Annotated in this window: 23 protein-coding genes and 1 tRNA gene; 17 read left to right on the top strand and 7 right to left on the bottom strand. The window is 71.7% G+C overall.

Annotation, left to right across the window (positions count from 1 at the left end):
* The first annotated feature begins 132 nt into the window (after nt 1-132).
* The 4 genes from DEJ09_RS00540 to DEJ09_RS00525 all read left to right on the top strand — a co-directional run bounded on the left by DEJ09_RS00540 (nt 133) and on the right by DEJ09_RS00525 (nt 2,343).
* Nucleotides 133-369, top strand: coding sequence for a hypothetical protein (locus DEJ09_RS00540; RefSeq protein ID WP_111087312.1), 237 nt, complete (start codon nt 133-135; stop codon nt 367-369).
* A 76-nt stretch (nt 370-445) separates the two neighbouring features.
* Entirely contained in the window at nt 446-1,015 is a 570-nt protein-coding gene (locus DEJ09_RS00535) for a GNAT family N-acetyltransferase (protein WP_071414699.1), read from the top strand.
* Between the two features lie 55 nt (nt 1,016-1,070).
* A complete protein-coding gene (locus tag DEJ09_RS00530) occupies nt 1,071-1,262 on the top strand; it encodes a hypothetical protein (RefSeq protein WP_111023553.1) in 192 nt (63 codons plus the stop codon).
* Nucleotides 1,263-1,353: 91 nt separating this feature from the next.
* On the top strand, nt 1,354-2,343 hold the full coding sequence (locus DEJ09_RS00525) for an alpha/beta hydrolase (protein WP_111087311.1): 990 nt from the start codon (nt 1,354-1,356) through the stop codon (nt 2,341-2,343).
* Nucleotides 2,344-2,371: 28 nt separating this feature from the next.
* Here DEJ09_RS00525 and bla read toward each other — a convergent pair whose 3' ends face one another.
* Entirely contained in the window at nt 2,372-3,334 is a 963-nt protein-coding gene (gene bla / locus DEJ09_RS00520) for a class A beta-lactamase (RefSeq protein WP_220034901.1), read from the bottom strand.
* A gap of 42 nt (nt 3,335-3,376) precedes the next feature.
* Between bla and DEJ09_RS00515 the strand changes: the two genes are divergently transcribed.
* Nucleotides 3,377-3,934, top strand: a complete 558-nt coding sequence (locus DEJ09_RS00515; protein WP_111087309.1) for a GNAT family N-acetyltransferase — start codon at nt 3,377-3,379, stop codon at nt 3,932-3,934.
* Nucleotides 3,935-4,094: 160 nt separating this feature from the next.
* Here the strand turns inward: DEJ09_RS00515 and DEJ09_RS00510 are convergent, their stop codons facing one another.
* On the bottom strand, nt 4,095-5,576 hold the full coding sequence (locus tag DEJ09_RS00510; RefSeq protein ID WP_111087308.1) for a mannitol dehydrogenase family protein: 1,482 nt from the start codon (nt 5,574-5,576) through the stop codon (nt 4,095-4,097).
* Between the two features lie 184 nt (nt 5,577-5,760).
* Between DEJ09_RS00510 and DEJ09_RS00505 the strand changes: the two genes are divergently transcribed.
* The 5 genes from DEJ09_RS00505 (at nt 5,761) to DEJ09_RS00485 (ending at nt 11,138) form a co-directional block, all read left to right on the top strand.
* Nucleotides 5,761-6,399, top strand: a complete 639-nt coding sequence (locus DEJ09_RS00505; protein ID WP_181433214.1) for a TetR/AcrR family transcriptional regulator — start codon at nt 5,761-5,763, stop codon at nt 6,397-6,399.
* Nucleotides 6,400-6,485: 86 nt separating this feature from the next.
* Nucleotides 6,486-9,137, top strand: coding sequence for an MMPL family transporter (locus tag DEJ09_RS00500; protein ID WP_111087306.1), 2,652 nt, complete (start codon nt 6,486-6,488; stop codon nt 9,135-9,137).
* 134 nt (nt 9,138-9,271) lie between these two features.
* On the top strand, nt 9,272-9,715 hold the full coding sequence (locus DEJ09_RS00495) for a MarR family winged helix-turn-helix transcriptional regulator (protein ID WP_071406464.1): 444 nt from the start codon (nt 9,272-9,274) through the stop codon (nt 9,713-9,715).
* Between the two features lie 51 nt (nt 9,716-9,766).
* Entirely contained in the window at nt 9,767-9,979 is a 213-nt protein-coding gene (locus DEJ09_RS00490) for a hypothetical protein (RefSeq protein ID WP_027466129.1), read from the top strand.
* A gap of 37 nt (nt 9,980-10,016) precedes the next feature.
* The gene (locus DEJ09_RS00485) at nt 10,017-11,138 is read left to right on the top strand and encodes an alkene reductase (protein WP_111087305.1); all 1,122 of its coding nucleotides are present in this window, start codon (nt 10,017-10,019) and stop codon (nt 11,136-11,138) included.
* A 93-nt stretch (nt 11,139-11,231) separates the two neighbouring features.
* Here the strand turns inward: DEJ09_RS00485 and DEJ09_RS00480 are convergent, their stop codons facing one another.
* Nucleotides 11,232-12,314, bottom strand: coding sequence for a hypothetical protein (locus tag DEJ09_RS00480; RefSeq protein ID WP_111087304.1), 1,083 nt, complete (start codon nt 12,312-12,314; stop codon nt 11,232-11,234).
* A gap of 81 nt (nt 12,315-12,395) precedes the next feature.
* Here DEJ09_RS00480 and DEJ09_RS00475 point away from each other — a divergent pair, with 81 nt between their 5' ends.
* From DEJ09_RS00475 to DEJ09_RS00455, 5 genes are all read left to right on the top strand, one after another.
* Nucleotides 12,396-14,510, top strand: coding sequence for an acyltransferase family protein (locus DEJ09_RS00475; protein WP_146245642.1), 2,115 nt, complete (start codon nt 12,396-12,398; stop codon nt 14,508-14,510).
* Between the two features lie 171 nt (nt 14,511-14,681).
* Complete coding sequence (locus tag DEJ09_RS00470) at nt 14,682-16,352, top strand: glycoside hydrolase domain-containing protein (protein WP_111087302.1); 1,671 nt, start codon at nt 14,682-14,684, stop codon at nt 16,350-16,352.
* Between the two features lie 29 nt (nt 16,353-16,381).
* Complete coding sequence (locus DEJ09_RS00465; RefSeq protein ID WP_071406470.1) at nt 16,382-16,603, top strand: hypothetical protein; 222 nt, start codon at nt 16,382-16,384, stop codon at nt 16,601-16,603.
* A complete protein-coding gene (aroQ, locus tag DEJ09_RS00460; protein ID WP_258373739.1) occupies nt 16,600-17,280 on the top strand; it encodes a gamma subclass chorismate mutase AroQ in 681 nt (226 codons plus the stop codon). Before DEJ09_RS00465 ends, aroQ begins: the two co-directional genes overlap by 4 nt.
* A gap of 92 nt (nt 17,281-17,372) precedes the next feature.
* Complete coding sequence (locus DEJ09_RS00455) at nt 17,373-18,002, top strand: TetR/AcrR family transcriptional regulator (protein ID WP_111087301.1); 630 nt, start codon at nt 17,373-17,375, stop codon at nt 18,000-18,002.
* Nucleotides 18,003-18,020: 18 nt separating this feature from the next.
* Here the strand turns inward: DEJ09_RS00455 and DEJ09_RS00450 are convergent, their stop codons facing one another.
* The 4 genes from DEJ09_RS00450 to DEJ09_RS00435 form a co-directional block, all read right to left on the bottom strand.
* Complete coding sequence (locus DEJ09_RS00450; RefSeq protein WP_146245641.1) at nt 18,021-19,001, bottom strand: AraC family transcriptional regulator; 981 nt, start codon at nt 18,999-19,001, stop codon at nt 18,021-18,023.
* Between the two features lie 106 nt (nt 19,002-19,107).
* A tRNA-Arg gene (locus DEJ09_RS00445) sits at nt 19,108-19,180 on the bottom strand.
* A gap of 110 nt (nt 19,181-19,290) precedes the next feature.
* Nucleotides 19,291-20,076 carry a dienelactone hydrolase family protein gene (locus DEJ09_RS00440; protein WP_111087299.1) on the bottom strand — a complete coding sequence of 262 codons (786 nt, stop codon included), beginning with the start codon at nt 20,074-20,076 and terminating at the stop codon, nt 19,291-19,293.
* Between the two features lie 29 nt (nt 20,077-20,105).
* Nucleotides 20,106-21,527: a glucose-6-phosphate dehydrogenase gene (locus DEJ09_RS00435; RefSeq protein ID WP_111087298.1), complete on the bottom strand. Its 1,422-nt coding sequence runs from the start codon at nt 21,525-21,527 to the stop codon at nt 20,106-20,108.
* 76 nt (nt 21,528-21,603) lie between these two features.
* Between DEJ09_RS00435 and DEJ09_RS00430 the strand changes: the two genes are divergently transcribed.
* Both DEJ09_RS00430 and DEJ09_RS00425 read left to right on the top strand, forming a co-directional pair.
* Nucleotides 21,604-22,761 (top strand): Gfo/Idh/MocA family protein, encoded by a 1,158-nt coding sequence (locus DEJ09_RS00430; protein ID WP_035808774.1) that lies wholly within the window; start codon nt 21,604-21,606, stop codon nt 22,759-22,761.
* Nucleotides 22,758-23,684: a sugar phosphate isomerase/epimerase gene (locus DEJ09_RS00425; RefSeq protein WP_111087297.1), complete on the top strand. Its 927-nt coding sequence runs from the start codon at nt 22,758-22,760 to the stop codon at nt 23,682-23,684. The genes DEJ09_RS00430 and DEJ09_RS00425 overlap by 4 nt, the downstream gene beginning before the upstream one ends.
* Nucleotides 23,685-23,753 lie beyond the last annotated feature (69 nt).

Below are 23,753 nucleotides of genomic sequence, written 5' to 3'. Positions count from 1 at the left end.
AGCATCGGCGCGGTCCGGAGAGGCTCGCAGTCCTGCTCGGGCAGGCGCCGTGACTTCCCCGCGGAACACCGTCGTGTCCGCTGGGAAAGTGCCGGTGCGATCCGCTCCCCGCCGCCGCGCTACGATCCGGGCATGACCCCGCTCGCGCCACGTGTGCTGCACATCCTCTGCACGGCGTTCCTCGTCGTGGCGTTCCTGGCATCGTTCGTCGGTGGGTACGCGAACGCGAACGACTCCGGCGAGGGCGGCGCGAACATCGGTGCCGGGGCGCTGATGTTCTTCGGTGCACTCGCCGGCGTGGTCGGCATCGGGCTCGGCGTCGCGGCGCTCGTCTCCGGCCTCGTCGCCGCCCGGCGCAGCGCGGCCTGACCACCGGTCGCGCGCCGTTCGGAGCACCACGGTCGCGGTGGTGGCGGGATCGCCAGGACCGGAGGATCATCGGCCCATGGAGTACTCGACGGCGATGCTCACCGAGGAGACGTGGCCCGACTTCGCCGCGCTCGTGACCCGCAGCAACGGTGTGTGGGGCGGGTGCTGGTGCATCGGGTTCCACCCGGACGGCCCACGCGGGACGCCCGACCCGACGGTGTCCCACCAGGAGGCGAAGCACCGCCACGTGCGGAACGGCACGAACCACCAGGTGCTCGTCTACGCCGACGGCACGGCGGTCGGCTGGTGCCAGTTCGGGCGGCCGGTCGAGCTGCCGACGATCCTGAACCCCGGCGCGTACGCCCGCGACGCCTCGACGCCGCCGGACTGGCGGATCGGCTGCGTGTTCGTGGAGTCCCGGCACCGGGGTCAAGGGGTCGCACGCGCCGCGGTCACGACCGCACTCGACCAGATCCGGCGGGCCGGCGGCGGGACCGTCGAGGCCTACCCGGAGCAGACGGTCGAGCGGAAGCCGCAGCGCGGGGCCTACCTGCACACCGGACCGGAAGAGCTGTTCACGCAGTTCGGGTTCGTGCGCGACCGCCGCATCGCCAAGTGGCGGTGGGTGATGCGCACGACGGTGTGACCGGCGTGCCCGCTCGACGCCGCACTGCCAGCCCGTCGCGCGTACCGTGGGAACCGTGACACGCACCGCTCCGGTACGACCGCACCGCCTCGCCCTCATCGGCGCCGCCGTGGCCCTGGTGATCGGGGTCGGCCTGCTCTTCACCCCCTGGGACGGGCCGGTCATCGTGCTCGCCTGGGCGCTCATCGTCGCCGCGGTCGTCCTCGGCGCCATCACGCTGTTCCTGGTGCGGGCCCCCCGCAGCTAGGCCGCGAGCCACGGCCAGCGCGACGATCTGGCGTGCCGCGCGACACCCCCGCACCAGCACCGCCCGCAGCAGCGCCGGATACGCTCGGCGCATGACGGACCAGGGGTGGCACGAGGACGTGCTCGGAGCACCGTACGAGCGGCTCGAACTGCCGCTCGGTACCGACTCCGAGGGGCCCGTCGTCGCCACCCTGGTCCGCCGCCGGCACACCCCGACGGACCTGCTGCTGCACGGTCGCGGACCCCTGCACGGGGTCGACGTGCTCTACGTGCACGGCTGGTCGGACTACTTCTTCCAGGTGGAGCTCGCCGAGCGCCTCGAGCGGCTCGGTGCCCGGTTCCACGCGCTGGACCTGCGGAAGTACGGTCGGAGCCTGCGCCCGTACCAGACCCCGGGCATGGTCGACGACCTGGCGGTGTACGACGAGGACATCGCCGCGGCGCTCGACGCGATCTCGGCCGAGCACCCCGGCTCGGACCGCCGCCGACTCGTCCCGATGGGCCACTCCACCGGCGGCCTGACCCTGTCGCTCTGGGCCGCCCGGCACCCGGAGCTCGTGCACGGCCTCGTGTTGAACAGCCCGTGGCTCGAGTTCCAGGCCACCGCGGTCGGCCGGGCCATCGTCGCACCGGTCATCAAGCTCGGTGCCCGCCGGAACCCCCTCGCGCCGATGCCCGCCGTCGACCCCGGCTTCTACACCCGCACCGTCTCGGCCGAGGGCGAGGGGTCGTGGACCTACGAGCAGCAGTGGCGGCCGGAGCGTGGCTTCCCGCTGCACCCCGGGTGGCTCGCAGCGGTCTTCGACGGCCAGGCAGAGGTCGAGAAGGGCCTCGGGATCGGGGTCCCGACCCTGGTGATGCTGAGCGACAAGAGCATGCTCCAGCCGCGGTGGGACCCGGGCATGGCGCGGGCCGACGTCGCCCTGAACGTCGACACGGTGGCGCACCGCTCGCTCTCCCTCGGCGAGGAGGTCACGGTCCGCCGACTCGAAGGTGCCCTGCACGACGTCGTGCTGTCCGCGCCGGAGGTGCGGGAACGGGCCTACGACGCCATCGCGCGCTGGGCGAGCACACTCCGGTAGCCCCGCGACGCCCGGCGACGCGGGGGACTCAGTCGGACAGCCCGGCCACCGCGGTGCGGGTCGCCGCGGCGACGAGCGCGTCCGACGGCTCCGCGCCGGCATCGGCGCGGCTCGTCATGACCACGAGCACGATGGGGTCGCGCCCCGGCGGTGTCACGACCGCGATGTCGTTCCGCACCCCGTAGGACGCCGTGCCGGTCTTGTCGGCGATCCGCCACGACGGGTCCACCCCGGCACGGATCGTCGCGTCCCCGGTCGTGTTGCCGAGCATCGCCTCACGGAGCACCCGCCGGTCGGCGGCGTCGAGGGCGTCCCCGAGCAGCACGGTCCGGAGGTCCGCCGCGAACCGCTCCGGCGTCGTCGTGTCCCGTGGGTCGCCCGGGGTCGCCTCGTTCAGGTCGGGTTCGACCCGGTCGACACGCGTCGTCCGGTCCCCGATGCCGCGCAGCCACCGCTCGACGGCATCCGGCCCGCCGAGCCGCTCCACCAGCAGGTTCGCCGCGGTGTTGTCGCTGGAGCGGAGCGCCGCATCGACGAGCTCGCGCACCGTCATCCCGGTGTCGACGTGCTCGCTCGTCACGGGCGCGTACTCGAGCAGGTCGCCGCGGTCGTAGTGCACGAGGGTCGCCAGGTCGGCGTCGGACGAGGCATCGAGGACCGCAGCCGCGATGAACACCTTGATCGTCGACGCGAAGGCGAACCGCTCCCCCGCACGGTGCACGATCGTCCGACCGCTCCCGGTGTCGATCGCGGCGACCCCGAGCCGTGCGTCGTACCGCCGCTCCAGCACCGCGAAGGCCCGGGCAGTGGCCGGGCCGGTCGACGGCGCCACGGACTCGGAAGCCGACCCAGAACCAGAAGCCGTTGCAGAAGCCGACGCCGACGACGTCGGCCCGGTCGACGCCCCGCCCGGGCCGCCGGAGCACCCCACCAGCCCGACCAGCACCAACGCCGTCAGAGCAGCGGCCGTCATCCTCGTCCCACCTCGCACGCCCCGAGCATGCCCGACGACCGTGCAACTACCCTGAGCGGCATGCCAGCTCCCGCCGTCCGCCTCACCCGTCTGGACCCCACCGGCGCCGACCGCCAGGAGCTGCTCGCGTTCCTGACGTCCGAGGAGTTCCCGTTCCACGTCCGACGGCGCATCAGTGCGGCCGACGCGGCGAGCGCCGTCGACTCCGGCACCTACCGCGACGACGAGCACGACACCTCCTGGCTCGACCACGACGACCACGGCCGCATCGGTCTGGTCCGCCTCGAGGACCTGGCCGACCCCGTCCCCCTGTTCGACCTGCGCCTGGCCGGTCGGTTCCGGGGCCGCGGCCTCGGGGTCCCCGCCCTGCATGCGGTGACCGACCACGTGTTCACGACGATGCCGGCGATCACGCGCTTCGAGGGCCAGACCCGCGAGGACAACACCGCCATGCGCCGGGTCTTCGTCCGTGCCGGCTGGGTACAGGAGGCCCACTACCGCGAGGCGTGGCCCGTCGACGGCGGCCCGGCCGTCGGGTCGGTCGGCTACGGCGTGCTGCGCCGCGACTGGGAGACGGGCGAGACCACTCCGGTGCCGTGGGACGACGTCGCGCGGTGAGCGGCTGACGGTTCTGGTTCATGATCCTCGGGGTTCGCGAACCGGAACCGTCATCGTGCGGAGACGAACCGCCGTCCCGCGCCCGTCACGCGGGCAGCAGGCGGACGGGAGGCCCGTGGCGGCGCCGCCACGGGCCTCCCGTCGGTCGGTCGGTCGCGTCTCAGGACCGTGACAGGCGCTCCACGGTGGCGTGCGCGCCGTCCGCGATGAGCCCGTCCAGAGCGTCGCGGTACGCCGCGACGAACCGTTCGTCGTCGACCAGGTCGCCGAAGACCTGGCGGTTCGCGATGAAGGCGAGGCGGTCGTCGCGCTGGGTCAGGGCGATGCGGTGCAGGGGCTCGGCGAGCCGGTCGACGATCTCGATGGGCTCACCGGACTCGTCGGTGCCCTCGTCGTAGCGGGCCCACGACGCGACGATGCCGGCGGACAGCGCGACGGGTCGGCCGGCCGCCAGGTTCTCGCGCACGACGGGGAGCAGCCACTTCGGGATCCGGTCGCTCGACTCGGCGCAGAGCCGGGCGAGGGTGTCGCGCACCTCGGGGTTCTGGAAGCGCTCGATCAGGGTCGACTTGTAGTCCTCCAGGTCGATGCCGGGCACCGGGTGCAGTGTCGGCGTGCCCTCTTCGTCCATGTAGCGGCGCAGGAAGGTCGCGATCGCCGGGTCCTGCGTGGCCTCGTGCGCGTAGCGGTACCCGGACAGGTAGCCGAAGTAGCAGAGCCCCTGGTGGCTGGCGTTGAGGAGTCGGAGCTTCATGAGTTCGTACGGCTCGACGTCGTCGACGAGCTGGACGTCGGCGTCCTCGTAGGGTGGGCGGCCGGCGGGGTGGGCGTCCTCGAGCACCCACTGGAAGAACGGTTCGGCGACGACGGGCCAGGCGTCGTCGATGCCGAGCTCGTCGCGGACCCAGGCGCGGTCCTCGTCGGCGGTGACCGGGGTGATGCGGTCGACCATCGAGTTCGGAAACGCCACGTGCTCGTCCATCCAGTCGGCGAAGTCCGGGTCCTGCAGCCGGGCGTAGGCGGTGAACATCGACCGTGCGACGTGCCCGTTGCCCTGGATGTTGTCGCAGGACATCACGGTGAACGGGTCGAGGCCGCGGTCCCGTCGGCGGCGCAGTGCCGCGACCACCAGGCCGAACACCGTGCGGGGCGGGCCGTCGCCGCGCAGGTCGGCCGCGACGCCGGGCTCGTCGGCGACGAACTCGCCGGTGACGTGGTCGAAGTTGTAGCCGCCCTCGGTGATGGTCAGGCTGACGATCCTGGTGTCCGGGTGCGCCATCTTCTCGACGACCGCGTCCGGGTCGTCGACGGCGAGCAGGTACTCGACGATGCTGCCGACGACGCGTGACTCACGGGTGCCGTCCGGGTGCTTGAGGACGAGCGTGTACAGGCCGCCCTGCTCGGCCATCGCGGTCGCCATCCGACGGTCCTGCTCGAGGACGCCGACGCCGCAGATGCCGTACTCGCGGGCCTCGCCTCGCTGCAGGAGCCGGTCGATCACCATCGCCTGGTGCGCGCGGTGGAACCCGCCGACGCCGAAGTGGACGATGCCGGCGGTGATGCCGTCGCGGTCGTAGGTGGGCACGGCGACACCGCTCGCGGCGATCTCGTCGAGGGTCTCCGGGGACAGGCGGACGGGCATCGGTACTCCTTCGTACGGTGGCGGATCCGCGGGCGGTGACGCAGCGGTTCGTCCCGCCAGTCTGGCACCCGGCACCTCCGACTGAACAGTGGTGCAGCACAGACGTTCTGCGCCGGGGGACGAACCTGGGGATGCACTCAACCTCGTTGCACCGAGTGCATCGATGCACCTAGTGTTCCATCTCGTGACCATCGCGACCGACCGCCGTGCTGCCCTCAAGGCGAAGCACCGTGCGGCGATCCTGCAGGCCGCTCGCGACCTGATCGACGAGCGTGGCGGCCGCGACTTCAGCGTGGACGACCTCGCCGCCCGGGCCGACATCGCCCGGCGCACCGTGTTCAACCACTTCGCCTCGCTCGACGAGGTCCTGCTGGCCGTGTGCGAGCAGGAGCTGTCCGTCATCATCGACCGGTTCCTCGCCGACATGGCCCGGACCCCGGTGGGCGACGGCAGCCGGGCCTCGATGTTCGACGAGCTCGAGTCCGCCGCCCGCGGTGCCGACCTGGCTCCCGCGATCGCCAGCATGTACCGGATCCTCGGCGACCCCGGCAAGGACGACCCGAAGGCCGCGGTCCTGACCCAGACGGCGTTCTCGCGGGTGACCGAACGACTCCGGCACGAGGTCGCCCGGCGCTACCCGGCCGCCGACCCCCTGGACGCCGCACTGCTCGTCGAGTCGCTCATGAGCGGCATCGTCGTCATCGCGGAGCACTGGCTGGCGACGTCCGGCCCCGAGCTCGACCGACCGGCGCTCGACGCGTGGGACGACCTGCTCGCACGACTCGTGCACAGCGTCCGCAGCGGCTACATGGCCGACGGCTGACACCGCTCCACCTCCTCATCCCCCAGGGGTCCACCGGCGCACCCCGCACCACCAGCACCTGACACGAAAGGACCGCAGGCAACCGCATGGCCGGTCTCCTCTACCGTCTCGGACGGTTCTCCGCACGACGCCACTGGCTCGTGATCATCACCTGGGTCGTGATCATGGCCGTGGCGGGCGTCACGTACACGCTCTTCGCCGGCACCATCTCGTCGTCGATCACGATCCCGAACACCAAGACCAGTCAGGTGCAGGACCAGCTCGCCGACAAGTTCCCGTCGGCGAACGGCGGCAACGGCACGATCGTCTTCGAGACGAAGGACGGCAAGGCGTTCTCGTCGTCGCAGCAGTCCGAGATCGACGACTTCCTGACCAGCCTCGAGAAGCTCGACGGCGTCAAGGGCACGACGAGCGGCTTCGCCACCCAGGACCAGCTCGACGACCAGCGGCAGAAGATCGTCGACGGCCGTGACCAGATCGAGTCCGGTCGCGCGAAGATCGAGACCGGCCAGGACCAGCTCGACGCCCAGAAGGCGCAGCTCGAGTCCGGCAAGCAGAAGATCGAGGACGCCCAGGCGCAGCTCGACGCGCAGAAGGCCCAGGCGCAGGCAGCCGGTGGCGCAGCCGTCCCCGCCGCACAGGCGCAGGCAGCGGCCGCCCAGCTCCAGCAGGCGCAGGCGCAGATCGACGCCCAGCAGGCCCAGATCGACGCCGGTGAGCAGCAGATCGCCGACGCCCAGAAGACGATCGACACGAACAAGCAGAAGCTCGACGACAACGAGCAGGAGCTCGAACAGGGCTCGGACCTGCTCGACCTGTCGAAGGACATCCGCTTCGTGTCGGACAACGGCAGCGCCGCGATCGGCACCGTGCAGTTCACGAAGTCGACCTACGAGGTCCCCGCGGACACGAAGACCGCCATCGCGGACGACGCCGAGTCGGCCGACATCCAGGGCGTCAACGTGTACGTCTCGAACGACATCGCACAGGGTGTGCCGTCGATCCTCGGCCCGGGTGAGATCGGCGGTGTCATCATCGCCGCGATCGTGCTGCTCCTGATGCTCCGCACGGTCATCGGCGCCGCGGTCCCGCTCGTCAGCGCCGTGCTCGGCGTCGGCGTCGCCTCGCTCACCGCCCTGTCGTTCTCGAGCGTCGTCGAGTTCATCTCGGTCACGCCGGTGCTGGGGGTGATGCTGGGCCTGGCGGTCGGCATCGACTACTCGCTGTTCATCCTGAACCGGCACCGGACCCAGCTGAAGCAGGGCATGCAGGTGCACGAGTCGATCGGGCTCGCGAACGGCACCTCGGGCAACGCCGTGGTGTTCGCCGGTGCGACGGTCATCGTCGCGCTGCTCGCGCTGAACATCACCGGCATCCCGTTCCTCGGCCTGATGGGCACGGTCGGTGCGGTCGCGGTGCTCTTCGCGATCCTCATCGCGACCTCGTTCACCCCGGCCCTGCTGTCGCTCATCGGCATGCGGATCCTGCGGAAGAAGGAGCGCGCGAAGATCGGCAACACCGACTCCACGCGGATCCCGAACAAGCCGATGTCGAGCTGGCGCGCGGTCATCACGCTCGTCCTCGGCGTCGCGGTGCTCGGCACCATCGCCCTGCCCGCGACCCAGATGCGCCTCGGCCTGCCGAGCGGTTCGTCCGAGGCGGTCGAGTCGAGCCAGTACAAGGCCTACAAGACGCTCGAGAAGGAGTTCGGCGCCGGGCAGAACGGCCCGCTGCTCGTCGTGGCGACCCTGCCGGAGTCGATCAGCAAGAGCGACGTCACCGCGACCGAGGTCACCATCGGCCAGGCCATCGCGAAGAACGACGACGTGGAGGCCGTGCTGCCAATCGGCGCCTCGAAGGACCGTGACATCGTCGCGTTCCAGGTGAAGCCCGCCGGTGGCCCGGACAGCGTCTCCACCGAGAACGTCGTGAAGGACCTGCGCGAGCAGACCGTCTCCACCGACGACGGCAAGGTCACCCTCGGCGTCGCCGGCAACGCGTCGGCGAACATCGACGTGTCCGAGAAGCTCTCGAACGTGCTGCCGCTCTACCTCGTGGTGGTCGTCGGGCTGTCGCTGATCATCCTGATCATCGTGTTCCGGTCGTTCCTCGTGCCGATCACCGCCACCGCCGGGTTCATCCTGTCCGTGCTGGCGTCGTTCGGTGGTCTGACCGCGATCTACCAGTTCGGCTGGCTCGGCTCGGTCTTCGGTGTGCACGACCCGGCACCGATCCTGAGCTTCCTGCCCATCATCGAGATCGGCATCCTGTTCGGTCTGGCGATGGACTACCAGCTGTTCCTGGTGTCCGGCATGCGTGAGGCCTACGCCCACGGCGCGAGCGCGAAGGTGGCCGTCCAGCGCGGTCTGCACGCGGGTCGCGCGGTGGTCACGGCGGCGGCGATCATCATGATCTCCGTGTTCGCGGGCTTCATCTTCTCGGACTCGTCCACCATCAAGCCGATCGGCTTCGGGCTGGCGTTCGGTGTGCTGATCGACGCCTTCGTCGTCCGCATGCTGCTCATCCCGTCGGCGATGCACCTGCTCGGCAAGAGCGCCTGGTGGTTCCCGAAGTGGCTCGACCGCATCGTGCCGGACGTCGACGTGGAGGGCGCGAAGCTCGAGCGCACCCACCCGGTCGCCGGCCACGAGGACACGCACACCGGCACCCACGCGCTCCCCGTGGAGCCGGACGCGAACGCGCACGACTCGGGCCACCCGCCCGCGCACCGCGCGTAGTCGACGCGCCAGCGCCACCACCCTGGAGGCCCGGTGCCGGTCCACGAGACCGGCACCGGGCCTCCAGGCCGTTGCGCCCACCGCCCCGGGTCGCGACCACACCACTTCGTGCACGAACGAAGTACCCTGAGGGCATGACCCAGACCGCACCGGACCCGCTCGCGCTCGACCGGCAGCTCTGCTTCGCACTCGCGGCAACGAGCCGCAGTGTCATCGGGCTGTACCGCGACCTGCTCGAGCCGATGGGCCTGACCCACCCGCAGTACCTCGTCATGCTCGCCCTGTGGGAGCGGGACCCGCGGTCGGTGCGCGAGATCGCCGGCGAACTGCGACTCGACTCCGCCACGCTGAGCCCGCTGCTCAAGCGACTGGAGGCCTCCGGCTACGTCCGCCGCACCCGCAGCGCCGCCGACGAACGACAGCTCGAGGTGTCCCTGACGACCGCCGGGCACGCCCTGCGCGACCGAGCCGAGGCGGTCCCGCTCGCCGTCGCCGACCGGCTCGGGTGGCCACTCGCCCGGCTCGAGTCCCTGAAGGACGAGCTGACCGAGCTGCTGGAGCGCGTCGACCAGGTGTGATCCGCGGCCATCAGTGCCATAATGGTTCGTGCACGAACGAAAGGATGCACCGTGGGACGCTTCGGCCAGTGGTACGAACGGTGGAACACGACGCTCATCAACAAGATGGGCCCCTCGCAGATCGGCGCCGGTCGCCCCGAGGGCATCGACGACCGGACGATCGACCGGGGCTGCCCCCTGTGCGGCAAGCCCCTCTCCCAGCACCAGGTGATCCGGCCCGAGGGCCAGGTGCGCTCGTCGACGCTGGTGTGCCCGCGCGACTGACCGCGCTGACTGAAGAAGTGCTCCGAGGTGGAATTGCATGGGACAACTCGTCGTTCGCCTTGACGTGAAGCTCTTCGAACCCGCCTCCATCGGCGCCCTGTCCCTGTCGAACCGCGTCGTCATGGCCCCGCTCACGCGCACCCGCGCCGGCGAGCACGGCGTCCCGAACGACCTGCTCGTCGAGCACTACCGGCAGCGCGCCGGCCTCGGCATGATCATCACCGAGGGCACCTGGCCCGTGCAGGAGGGCCGCTCGTACCCCGGGCAGCCCGGCATCGAGACCGACGACCAGATCGCCGGCTGGCGCCGCGTGACCGACGCCGTGCACGCCGCCGGCGGCACGATCGTCATGCAGCTCATGCACGGCGGCCGCGTCTCGCACACCGACATCTCGCAGACCCCGCGCATCGTCGCCCCGTCCGCCATCGCCGCCCCCGGGCAGACGCACCTGGCCGACGGCTCGAAGGCCGACATGCCCGTCCCGCACGAGCTGACCACCGCCGAGGTGCAGGAGGCCGTGCAGGGCTTCGTGCAGGCCGCCCGCAACGCGATCGCCGCCGGACTCGACGGGGTCGAGGTCCACGGCGCCAACGGCTACCTGGTGCACGAGTTCATGTCGCCGGTGTCGAACACCCGCACCGACCAGTACGGCGGCTCCCCCGAGAACCGCGCACGCTTCGCGATCGAGGTCACCACGGCCATCGCCGAGGCCATCGGCGCCGACCGCACCGGCATCCGCCTGTCGCCCGAGCACGGGATCCAGGGCGTCATCGAGGACGACGCCGACGACGTGCGCGCCACCTACACCGCCGTCGCCGAGGGCCTCGCGCCGCTCGGCCTCGCCTTCGTCGACGTCCTGCACGCCGAGCCGACCGGCGACCTGGTGCAGCACGTCCGCCGTACCGCGGGCGCGCCGTTCATCGTGAACTCGGGCTTCTCGTCGCTCACCACCCGCGACGAGGCCATCGCGATCGTCGACGGCGACCACGCCGACGCCGTCGCCGTGGGCCGCGCCGCGATCGCCAACCCGGACCTCGCGCACCGCTGGGAGCACGACGCCGAGCTCAACGAGCCGCGTCCGGAGCTCTTCTACGGCGCGACCGCCGAGGGCTACACCGACTACCCGTCGCTGGCCGAGGCGCGCGCGACCGTCGCGTAGTCGACGCACCACCTGAGAAACGGGAGGTCCGTGGCGACACCGCCACGGGCCTCCCGTCCGTACCGGGGCCACGTCGCAGGCGTGCGCCGACGGTCAGTGGTCGAGGACCGAGAGCGAACCGACCACCGCGACGGCCAACGGTCCGCTGTAGGACACGCAGACGACGCCCATCCACACGGCCCCCGCCCACGTCGCTCGCAGACGGCTCTTCCGCCGGTCGCGGAGCACCAGGCGACGCCCCGCGGCGGCGATCGCGTCGGCGTGCCCGTCCTCGAGCAGCGAGCGGTCGTCCTGGTACCGGGAGGCGGCGCGCACGACACGGGGCACGACCTCGCCCAGGACTGCCTCGACCTGCATCCACGGCGCAGGGCGCGACCAGTCCGCGGTCCCCGGCGCCGAGAAGACCAGCCGGTCGTCGACCATCTCGACGTTCCAGCCGGCCGCGTGGTCGACGAGCGCCGCCATCACGTCAGGGGTGAGGACGTACAGCGCGTCCCGGCCGTAGTCCTCCGGCGCCCACACCCGGAAGTGCCGGTCGAAGTCGCCCTCCAGGGACATCCGCTGCCGGTGGCGGAGCACCACCGGCAGGTCGCTGCGACGACCGTCGTTCGCCGTGGCGTCGAGGAGCAGGTGCGGCAACGTGCCGGGCAGCCGGACGGTCAGGTACGTCCAGTCCCGCGAGACCATCCAGCGCCGCAGGACGCAGCCGAACTCGACGTCCGGGACGCCGTCGACGTGCACGGGGGCGGCGCCGAACCGGGGGTGGACGCGGATGCCGGAGTAGCGCGGGGTGATCATCGAGTCGAGCGGCTTCGGACGGACCGGACGCGCCGGGTACCCACTGGCCTCCCCCGTCAGCACCGCCCGAACCTCGTCCGGACGCAGGGTCCGAGGTCGTTCGCCCCGGACCAGGAGCACGACGAGCCCGACCACACCGGCGACGAGCACCACGAACCAGGCCACCCAGTGGACGACGTCGCCGACACCCGCACCGTTGTGGACGAGCCCGGTGCCCCAGACCACGAGCGCGGACGCGAGCCACGCGAGCGGGACCTCGATCGCCAGGAGCAGCGCGTTCCACCACCGCGGAGCCTGTCGCGGGCGGCGCATCCCCGGTCGTCGCGCCGTCTCCGCCGCGAACTCGTCGTCGGACGCGGTCAACCAGCGCAGATCCATCGGCCCCCCTCTGGAGAAGGATCGTAGCGTCCGCGCCGAGAACGCCCGGCGGAGCCGTCCACGTCTCCTAGGATCGACGCAGTGAGTACAGCAACGCCGGGCGAGCGGGGCCCCGCGCACCGAGCGCGCGACACCACGCGGTGGGACATCCAGGGCCTCCGCGCGTTCGCCGTCCTCGCGGTCGTCGTCTACCACCTGTGGCCGGGCGCCCTGCACGGCGGGTTCGTCGGCGTCGACGTCTTCTTCGTGATCTCCGGCTTCCTGATCACCGGGCTGCTGCTGCGGGAACAGCTCGCGACGGGCACGATCCGGCTCGGACGGTTCTGGTCGCGCCGGGCCAAACGCCTGCTGCCGGCCGCGTTCCTCACCATCGTCGTCACGGGCATCGCGGTGCTCGTCGCCGTGCCGAGCGCGCTGTGGGGGCAGTACGGGCGTGAGCTGATCGCCTCGACGGTGTACCTGCAGAACTGGGAGCTCGCGGCGAACGCCGTCGACTACCTGGCGTCGGCCGACGCCCCCTCACCGTTCCAGCACTTCTGGTCGCTGTCGGTCGAGGAGCAGTTCTACATCCTCCTGCCACTCCTGCTGCTCGGCGTCGGGGCACTCGCACGCCGGCGCTTCACGCCGCTGGTGACCGCGCGGCTGCTGCTCGGCAGCGTCGTCGTGCTGTCCCTCGTGTGGAGCATCGTGCAGACCGCCACCGACCCCGGCGTCGCCTACTTCTCCACCGGCACCCGCGCGTGGGAGTTCGCACTCGGCGGTCTCGTCGCCACCGTGCACCTGCCCGAGGTCCGCACCGAGGTCGCCCGACGGGTCCGCCTGGTCGCCACCGGCATCGGCGTCGTGGCCCTCGCACTGTCCCTCGTCGTGATCACCCCGGAGACGGCGTTCCCCGGGATCGCGGCGCTGCTGCCGGTCGCCGGTGCGGCACTGGTGCTGCTGTTCGGTGCGGGGACCGAGTTCGAGGACGTCGGTGCGCTGCGGCCCGTCGCCTTCTTCGGTCGGATCTCGTACGCGCTCTACCTCTGGCACTGGCCCCTCGTCGTCATCCTGCCGATCATGCTCGGCCGTCCGCTCGACTGGGCGACGAGCTCGGCGGTGCTGCTCGTCGCGATCGGTCTGGCCACCGTGACGACGATCTGGTTCGAGGAACCGGTCCGGTTCTCGACGTGGCTGCGGGACCTGCAGCCCCGGGGCGTCGTCTCGCTCGCCGTCATCTGCAGCTTCACCGTCGTGACGCTCGGGGCAGCCACCCTGACCGCCGTCTACGTGCAGGAGGTCAACGCGACCACGGTCACGAAGCAGGTCACCGCGGAGCAGGAGGACGACGACGAGTCCTGCTTCGGTGCCGCCGCGCGCATCGGGTTCGCGGACCCCTGCGTCGACCCCGAGCTCGCCGACGTCCGTGTGCCCGCTCCGGCCGTGGCCAAGGACGACGACGACAACCGCGCCGAGTGCTGGAGCGGCACGTTCCGGCCCTGCGTCCTCGGCAAGACCACCGGCTGGTCGAAGCACCTCATCGTCATCGGCGACTCGCACAGCAACGCACTGCTCGGTGCGTACGAGAAGATCGCCGACGACAACGGCTGGCGGATCGACCTGGCCGGCGCCGGCGGGTGTTACCTCACCACCGCGCAGCAGGACTCACTGAGCCCCTCGTCGATGCGGGGCTGCAACTCGTGGAAGCACGCCGCCATCGACTACGTCCGCGAGCACCGCGACGCCGACGCCCTGGTCGTCACCCACTCCACCACGCAGATGCCGGTCAGCCTGCCGCCCGGACCGGCCCGCGACAAGGCCACCCGCAACGGCCTGGTCGACGCGTGGGAGCAGGCCGCCGGTGACGAGCTGCCCGTCATCGCGGTCCGTGACAACCCGGTGCCCCGCCCCGACGTCGTCGCCTGCCTGAGCACGATGTCCGGACCGACGACGGACGCCTGCGACCGGTCGCGCGCCGAAGCACTCGGCCTGACGGACTCGTCGGTCGAGGCCGTCGCCGCGTTCCGGGCGGCCGGGGGCAGGGCAGCCTCGATCGACCTGAGCCGCTACTACTGCACCGACACCACGTGCCCGGCGGTCGTCGGGGGCGTCCTGGTCTACCGGGACAGCACGCACATCACGGCGACGTGGGCGTCGTCGCTCGAGCCGTACCTGGAGCGTGCGCTGCAGGACCGGTTGGCGGCGTTCGCGCGCTGAGCCGGACGGCCCGAACGGGAGGACTGAGCGCTTCATCAGACGATCGTCTGCCGAATTGCAGGACCGTCCCAAGTTGAGGGACAAAGTTGCTCGGACCATGCCGCGGCCATCAGCATCGCACAGTGCGATCAACGGCCAGCGGACGCTCGAGGCAACTGAAGGGGCACCCCCGTGCACATCTCGCGCCGAACTGCGCTCATCGGCATCACCGCCACCGTCCCGCTCGTCACGACCGCGCTCGCGGCCCCGGCCGACGCCGCCACCCCGTCCGGTGCGGCCGGCTCCACCGGGTCGACCGGTTCCTCCGGCTCGTCCGGCTCCGCCGACTCGGGCGTGCTCGCTGTGCAGCGCTGGCTCAACACGACCTTCGGGCACCTGCACGGATGGGTGCACGTGGACGAGGACGGGCTGACCGGCAGCGGCACCGTGCTCGGGATCGTGCAGGCCACCCAGTCGCTGCTCGGGATCTCCCCCGTCGTCGCGACGTTCGGGCCGACGACCCGTCGGAAGCTCGAGCAGCACGGCGACGTCGGGGCCGAGACGGGCGACGACGCCGCGACCTGGCGCCGGCTGGTCCAGGCCGGACTGGTCTGCAAGGGCGCCTCGACCGTCACGCTCACCGGTGAGTACGACGCGGCCACCGTCGCGGCCGTGCAGGCGCTCCGGTCCGACCTGGGTGCCGAGCCCGGCGCGCTCCCGCTGTCGGCGCACCTGTACGGCGCACTCCTGACCGTCGACCCGGTCCGGCTCGCCTCCGGCGGGTCCCGAGCGGTGCGCACGGTGCAGCAGTACCTCAACCGCACCTACGCCGAGGCGACCGGCGGCGCGTACGGCAGCACGAGCGGACTCGTCGACACGAGCACGTACTCGGCGGCGATCCGCGCGGTGCAGGTCGCGGTGGGCGTCACGGTCGACGGCGCCTGGGGCCCGGGGACGGCTGCTGCGCTCCGTGCCGCGGGCCCGAGCGTCGTCGGGGTCGGGGCCACCGGCGCCTGGGTGCTGCTCGTCAAGGCGCTCCTGGTGCTGAACGGCGAGCGCGTCGTGTTCAGCAGTGCCTACTCGGCGGCGGACGCCGCGGTGGTCCGTGCGTTCCAGCAGTTCCAGGCGTTCCCGCCCGCCGAGCAGACCGGGACGTGTGACGCCGGCACCTGGGCAGCCCTGGCGGCGAGCACGGGTGACCCGGACCGTGCGACGACCGGTGCCGACACCGCGGTGCGCCTCGACGACGCCCGCGCGGCCGCCGTCCGGGCGTCCGGTGCCACCAGCGTCGGTCGGTACCTCACGAACCACCAGCGTTCCGGAGCGCTCGACAAGGCCCTCACCCCCGAGGAACTCCGTGTGATGGCGAGCGCCGGGCTCGGGCTGTGGCCGATCTTCGAGGAAGGCGGGTTCGCTGCCTCGTGGTTCACGGAGGAACAGGGCGTCCGCGACGCCCACCGCGCCCACGACGCGGCCCGGAAGCTCGGGATCCCGAAGCAGACCACCGTCTACTTCGCCGCCGACTTCGACGCGACCGCGGCGCAGGACGAGTCGCTCGTGGTCCCGTACTTCCGTGGCGTCGCCGCCGGCCTGCGGGACCGCGGGAACCTGTACAAGGCGGGCGTCTACGGCTCCCGCGCCACGTGCACCGCCGTGAGCAGCGCCGGACTCGCGCACTTCTCGTTCGTCGCCGGGATGTCGCCGGCCTGGGCGGGCAACCAGCTCGAGCCACTGCCGGGCAACTGGTCGCTCAACCAGATCCAGAACCGCACGGTCGGGTCGGGCAACGGGTCCACCGAGATCGACGCGGTGGTGGACTCCGGGCGCGACCCCGGCGTCCCCGCGGCTCGGCTGGCCGGCTGACGGACTGCCGACCGGGATCGAGCGCCGCCGTGACCACCACGACCCCGCGTGACGACGAGCCGCACGCCGTGTTCCCGCACCGTGCCACCTACGTCTTCTCGAACTTCGAGGAGGCGATCTCGATGGACTGCTACTGCGACGAGGGCGCCGACCACTTCGGCGTCTACCCGTTCTACGACGAGGTCATCAAACCGATCATCGACGATCTGACCCGACGCGTCCGGCGCCGGTTCGGGAAGGAAACCCCGTGAACACCGCACACCCCACCACCCCGACCACCGCCCGGCACCGCAGCCGTCGGACCGCCGCGACGGCCCTGACCCTCGGGCTGCTCGCGGCGGGCATCGCCCTGCCGACCACGGCGGCGAACGCCGACCCCCTGCCCACGTCCGCCGAACCGACGGGTTCCACGATGACCATCTCCCACGACGGTTCCCGTCCCGCGGCGTCGACGGCGGAGCTCGACACCATCGGCACGCTCATCCTCCGACGGCTCGAGCTCGCCGACCCGGTGGCGGAGTCGAAGTGGCTCAGCGGCAAGCCGGTCGCCGACCCGGTGCGCGAACAGGCCGTCGTGGACGAAGCGGTGACCCTGGCGGAGCAGCAGGGCGTCGACCCCGTCCTGGTGACCCGGGTGATCCGCGCACAGATCGCCGCGAGCAAGGTCGTCCAGCGCGGCCTCATCAACCACTGGACGCACAACCCGTGGACCGCACCCACGACGGCCCCCGACCTGACGACCATCCGCCCCCAGCTCGACGCCATCGACACGGACCTGGTGACCGCGCTCGGCCAGGCCCAGACCGTCGCCCAGGACCACCGGTGCGCACACCTGGTGGACGCGGAGCGGAAGCACCTCGACGTCGGACTCGACTCGCTGCACCGGAAGGGGATCGACGTGGCCTGGCACACGTTCTGCGCCGCCTGACGCGGGCAGGGGACGGGCCGTCATCATGAGCGGCCCTAGGATGTGGTGTTCACTGATCGCTCAGCTCCGGGCGAGGAAGGACACCGCGCCAGATGAACCAGCGGCAGCTCGCCATGGAGGCCTCTCGACGAGCCATCATCGATGCCGCAGGGCAGCAGTTCGCCGCCTTCGGCTACGAGGCGACCACGTTCTCCCGTGTCGCCGAGGCGATGGGGAAGCCGAAGTCGGCGATCGGGTACCACCTGTTCCCGTCGAAGAAGGACCTGGCGACGGCGGTCATCGAACTGCAGCAGCAGCGCTGGCGTGAACTCTTCGACGCACTCCCCGCGCAGCCGGGCATCGAGCGGCTGACGGTGTTCCTCCTGACCACCGGGATGGACGTCCGCCGGGGCTCGGTCGCGGGCGGCGCGGTCCGGCTCCTGCACGAACTCGGCAAGGCCGGCGTGCCGGTGCCGCGCGGCTTCGACTGGTTCGAGATGACGCGGGGCGAGCTCGTCAGCGCCGGGGTCGCGGCGGCGGACGTCGACGCGGCCGCGGTCCAGCCGTCCGTCCTGCTGCTCCTCAACACGACGCTGGGCATGGTGGACGGTTCGACGCAGCTGACCGACGACGAGCTCGTGGCGCAGCTCAAGGCGCTGTGGGCACCGCTCTTCACGTCGTTCGGCATCGCCGGTGCGTCCGAGGTCATCGCGGCGGCCCAGCCGTACTCCCCCGGGTCCTGACCCTGGTCGCTCAGTCGCTCAGTCGCCCTGCCGCGGGACCTCGTCGCGGAGCGCCCGGCTCGGCGACCGCCCGTAGGCCTCGCGGTAGGCGGCGGAGAACCGCGTCGCGTTGCTGAACCCCCACCGCAACCCGATGGACGCGACCGTCGCTCCGGCGTCCGGATCGGCCACCAGCAACTCGAGGTGCGCCTCGGCCAGCCGCACCCGCCGGACGTAGGCTGCCGGGCTCACCCCGAGCTCGCGCTGGAACGCGGACTGCAGCCCGCGGGACGACACCCGGGCGGCCGTGGCGATGTCGGGGACCGAGATCGGTTCGGTGAGGTGGTCGTCGATGTACTGCACGGCGCGGCGCACAACCCCGCCGGCGGCCGCCGAGGTCGGGACGATCGCGTCCGGCTCGATGTGCACCGGGAACACCTGGAATGCCGCGGCGGCGACGTGGCGGAACACCTCGGCGCGGACCAGGTCGTTCCCGAAGGCCCGCTCATCGCTCGTGACCGCGTGCGCGTGCCCGATGACACTCGCCCAGTAGTTCGCCAGTTCCGAACGAGGCGCCCGGCCGTCGACGACGAGCCGCCCTCGCTCCGCGCCCTGCTGCTGCAACCCGACCCCCAGCAGGACCGACAGCGGCAGGCTGACGACGCTGAAGTCCACGTCGAGGGTGTCGTTGTGGACCATGCCGAGGCCGTGCAACGACCCGTTCGGCACCCCGCCCGTCCCGCGCGGGACGAAGTCGCCACTGTGCACCTGGACCGACACCAGCGTGTCCGCGATCTCTGCGGTCGTCTCCATCGATCCGCCGAAGTGGTGCCGTTCGACGGTCATCGCGCCGTCGCCGCGCACGTGCTGCTCGTACCGGAAGAGCGGGCCGACGTCACGGATCTCCGGGCGGTCGTACAGCGCCCCCAGGGCCGTGGCGGCGACCTCGGCGTCACGGGTCGCGAAGTCGATGGACAGCACGGGCACCTCGTTCTCCGGTCGGACGGACCGACTCACCATCGTCACCCCGTCGCCCGGGGAACGCCTGCGAAGACGCGCCGCTGCCGGGGAACGACGAAGGACCCCGGTGGAATCCACCGGGGCCCTTCCTCGTTCTGCTTGCCTGTGCGCTCGAAGGGACTCGAACCCCCAACCTTCTGATCCGTAGTCAGATGCTCTATCCATTGAGCTACGAGCGCGTGGCCTTGCGGCCGTGGAAGACTCTACAACAGGTGCGGCCCGGGCGCCAATCGAGGCCCTCCGGCCCCGGTGCTCGGCGTGTCGCGAACGGTCTCCGACGGCCGCACCGTCACAGCGCCACGGGCTCCTCGTCGAACACCTCGGCCAGGAACACCCGGAGCGCCTGCCACGACCGGCGGTCGGCACGCTCCTGGTACTGCGCGCCGTGGTCCGGGGCGTCGGTGCCCGGCACGGCGAACGCGTGCATCGCGCCCGAGTACGTCACGACCTGCCAGTCGACGTCCGGAGCCGCCCGCATCTCGTCCTGCCACGCGTGCACGGCGTCGTCCGGCACGACGGGGTCGGCACCCCCGGTGAGGACGAGCAGCTTCGCCCGGATGTCCGCGGCGTCCGAGGGGTCGTGCGCGATGAGGCCACCGTGGAACGCCACGGCGCCGACCAGGTCGGCCCCGGTCCGTGCGAGCTCGAGTGCGGTCGACCCACCGAAGCAGTACCCCATCACGACGACGCGGGTGGGGTCGACGTCCGGGTCGGCGAGCAGTCGCTCGAGTCCGGCGGTGGCGCGGGCCCGCAGCAGGGGCAGGTCCTGGTAGAAACCGCCGGCGACCTGGGCCGCCGTGTCGTCGCCCGGGCGGACACCGGCGCCGTAGATGTCCGCGCCGAACGCGACGTAGCCGAGCCGGGCGAGCATCGTCACCCGGGCCTCGACGTGCTCGTTCACGCCGTGCCAGTCGTGCACGACGAGGACGGCCGGACGACGGCCCGCGATCGCGGCGTCCTTCGCGAGCACACCGAGCAGTTCGGTGCCCTCGTGGTCGTAGGGGACGTCGTCGACACGGATGTCGGCGCCGGCGGGTTCGGGAACGGTCTGCAGGACGTCGTCGGTGGTGTTCACGTCGCCCGACGCTACGCCGCCACTCGGGCTCAGGCCTCGATGTTGTCCCAGCCGTCCGGGCCGACCGACCCGGCGGCGTACTCGTCGAGGGGTGTCTTGTCGGCCTTCCACGCGTCGAGGAACGGCCCGACCACCTTCCAGCCCTGCACGGCGCTGTCGCCGCGCACCGACAGCGTGGCGTCGCCCTCGAGCACGCCGGCCAGCACCTCGCCGTAGGCACTCAGGCGCCCGGGGTTGAACGTCACCTCGAGGCTGGTGTGGTCGATCGTGTACGGGTCACCGGCGCCGTTGACGTTGAGCTCGAGCTGCATCTCGTCCGGGGCGATCCAGATGCGCAGCCGGTCGGGCAACTCGGTGCCGGTGAGTCCCTCGGGCACGTGCGGGGAGTCCTTGAACGTGATGACGATCTCGCGGCGCTGCGCGGCGAGCGCCTTGCCGGACCGCAGGGTGAACGGGACGCCGGCCCAGCGCCAGTTCGCGATCTCCAGGGTGAGCTGGGCGAGGGTCTCGGTGCCGAGCGACGGGTCCACGCCGTCCTCGTCGACGTACGACGGCAGCTGGCGGTCCCCGACGGTGCCGGCGGTGTACCGGGCGCGCTTGCCCGCGGTGACGACGTCGCCGCCCCACGGTCGGACGGCCCGCAGCACGAGCTCCTTCTGGGTGCGCAGGTCGTCGGCCTTGATCGAGGCGGGGGCCTCCATCGCGACGACGGCCATCACCTGCAGCAGGTGGCTCTGGATCATGTCGGTGAGCGCCCCGGCCTTGTCGTAGTAGCGCGCCCGGCCCTCGAGCCCGAGGGTCTCGTCGTAGACGATGTCGACGCGCTCGACGTGCTGCGACGAGAGCAGCGGTTCGATGATGCGGTTGGCGAAGCGCAGCCCGAGCAGGTTGAGGACGGTGGAGCGGCCGAGGAAGTGGTCGACCCGGTGGATGCGCTCCTCGGGGATGAACGAGTGCAGCAGGTCGTTCAGGTGCGAGGCACTGTCGGCGTCGGTGCCGAACGGCTTCTCGAGCGCCAGGCGGGTGCCGGCGGGCAGGTCGAGGTGGGCGAGCTGCTCGCAGCTCTTCTCGGTGACCGCCGGCGGCAGCGCGAAGTAGATCGCGGGGTCGTGCTCGCACGCGGCGAGCAGTGCGCGCAGGTCGTCCGGGTCGGTGACGTCGGCCTTCCGGTAGGTCGAGGCGTCGACCACGGCCTGCAGTCGCTCCGGCAGCGCTGTGTCACCCGAGGCGCCCTCGTCCTCCTCGTTCTTCGACGCCTGCGCGTTCTCGAAGGACTCGCGCACCTGCGCCTTCCAGTCGGCGTCGGACAGGTCCTCGACACCGGCCCCGACGAGCTGGACGTCCCAGTCGTCCTTCACCTGGAGCAGGGTGGCGAGGCCGGGCAGGAGCAGGCGCTTGGACAGGTCGCCGCTGGCTCCGAGGATGAGCAGGCTGGTCTGGAGGCTCGACATGCTGCAGACGGTACTCATCGGCCCCGGTGGATGACCGGGCCGCTACGGTGGTGTCAGTCCGGCGCGAGGGAGCACCATGAGCAGTGGGTACGAAGGGCGACGCCTCCGTGTCGCCGTGGTCGGGACGGGCATGATCGCCGGCGTCCACGCCCGGGCTGCCCGGGCCTCCGGTGCCGAGGTCCTCGGTGTGCTCGGCCGGAACGCCGCCCGCTCCGAGCAGGTGGCGGCGCAGCTCGACCTGCCCCGTGGCTACGCCTCCCTCGACGAGGTCATCGCCGACGCCCCCGACGTCGTGCACATCTGCACCCCGAACGACCAGCACCACCCGCAGGCGCTCGCGGTGATCGCGGCCGGCATCAACGTGGTGTGCGAGAAGCCCCTGGCGATCGACCCCGCGCAGGCCGCCGAGCTCGTCGCCGCCGCTGCCGAGGCCGGTGTCGTGGCCACGGTGCCGTTCGTGTACCGGTACCACCCGATGGTCCGCGAGATCCGGGCGCGCATCGCCGACGGGGAGCTCGGCCGGCTGCTCGCGGTGCACGGCCACTACCTGCAGGACTGGATGCTCGACGAGGACGCCTCGAGCTGGCGGGTCGACCCGACCTCGAGCGGCCTGTCCCGCGCGTTCGCCGACATCGGCTCGCACTGGTGCGACCTGGTCGAGTTCGTGACGGGTGAGCGCTTCGCCTCGGTGTCCGCCGCGACCGACATCGTCTACCCGACGCGGCCGGCGGCGTCCGGCCCGTCGTTCTCCGGCTCCCCCGACCCGGACCCGGTGGCCGACGCGGCCGAACGCGCCGAGGTCACCACCGAGGACACCGCCGTCGCCACCTTCCGCACCGCCACGGGCCGCATCGGGAACGTCGTGATCTCGCAGGTCGCGTCGGGCCGGAAGAACCGCCTGTGGTTCGAGGTCGACGGCACCCGCGGCAGCGCGGCGTTCGACCAGGAGCAGCCCGAGTCGGCCTGGTTCGGCAACGAGCGCGGTGCCCAGATCGTGGTCCGCGACCCGTCGCAGGGGTACCCGGACCAGCGCCGGCTGGCGATCGTGCCGGCCGGGCACCCGCAGGGGTACCTCGACGCCTTCGCGGCCTTCGTCGCCGACACCTACACCGCGGTCCGCACCGGAGTGGCCCCCGACGGACTGCCGACGTTCGCGGACGGCGCCCGCTCCGCCGACATCATCGAGGCCGTGATCGGCAGCGCGGCCGAGACGACCTGGCGGGAGATCCGGTGAAGCTCGGCATGCTGACCGCCTGCCTGCCCGGTTGGTCGCTCGACCGGATCGCCGGGTTCGCCCAGCAGCAGGGCTACGAGCGGCTCGAGGTCGCCGTCTGGCCCGGCACCGGCGGCCGCGACTTCGAGGCGGCGCACCTGCCGGTCGCCACGTTCACCGACGAGGACGCCCTGGCCACCCGCGCCCTGCTCGACCGCACCGGTCTCGAGATCTCGGCGCTCGCGTACTACGAGAACAACCTGCACCAGGACCCGGAGAACCGGTCCGCGGTGCGGACCCACCTCAAGCACGCGATCGACACCGCGCAGACGCTCGGCATCCCGTACGTCGGCACGTTCATCGGCCGCGACACCACGAAGTCCGTCCGCGAGAACATGGCCGAGGGGAACCGGGTCCTGCCCGAGCTCGTCGACTACGCCGGCGAGCGGGGCGTGCGGCTCATCATCGAGAACTGCGTGATGGAGGGCTGGCACCCCGACGGGTACCCCGGCAACATCGCGTACTCCCCCGAGCTCTGGGGCTGGGTCACCGGCCTGGGCTTCGGCCTGAACTGGGACCCGTCGCACCTGACGTGGATCGGCATCGACCCGGTCGAGACGATCCTGCCGTTCGCCGAGCACATCGTGCACGCCCAGGCGAAGGACCTGGAGCTGTTCCCCGAGCGGCGCAACGAGTACGGGTTCTTCGGCAAGGTCGACAAGGGCGACGACCCGTGGGACATGGGCTGGTGGCGGTTCCGGGTGCCGGGCCGCGGTGTCGTGGACTGGCGACGCGTCGTCGACCGCCTCTACGAGGCGGGCTTCGACGGCACGCTGAGCGTCGAGCACGAGGACCCGCTCTGGGGCGGCACCGACGACCGGGTGCTCGAGGGGCTGCGCATCGCGCACCGCACGCTGCGTCCGCTGATCGCGCAGGAGCAGTAGCGAGCAGCCACCGGCAACGAGCACAGGGCCCTGGTCTGGAGGCCCGGATCACGTGACCGACGTCGGTCA

Origin of the sequence: Curtobacterium sp. MCLR17_055 (assembly GCF_003234305.1) — a bacterium.
Classification (GTDB): domain Bacteria; phylum Actinomycetota; class Actinomycetes; order Actinomycetales; family Microbacteriaceae; genus Curtobacterium; species Curtobacterium flaccumfaciens.
This window is presented reverse-complemented; position numbering and strand designations above follow the sequence as displayed.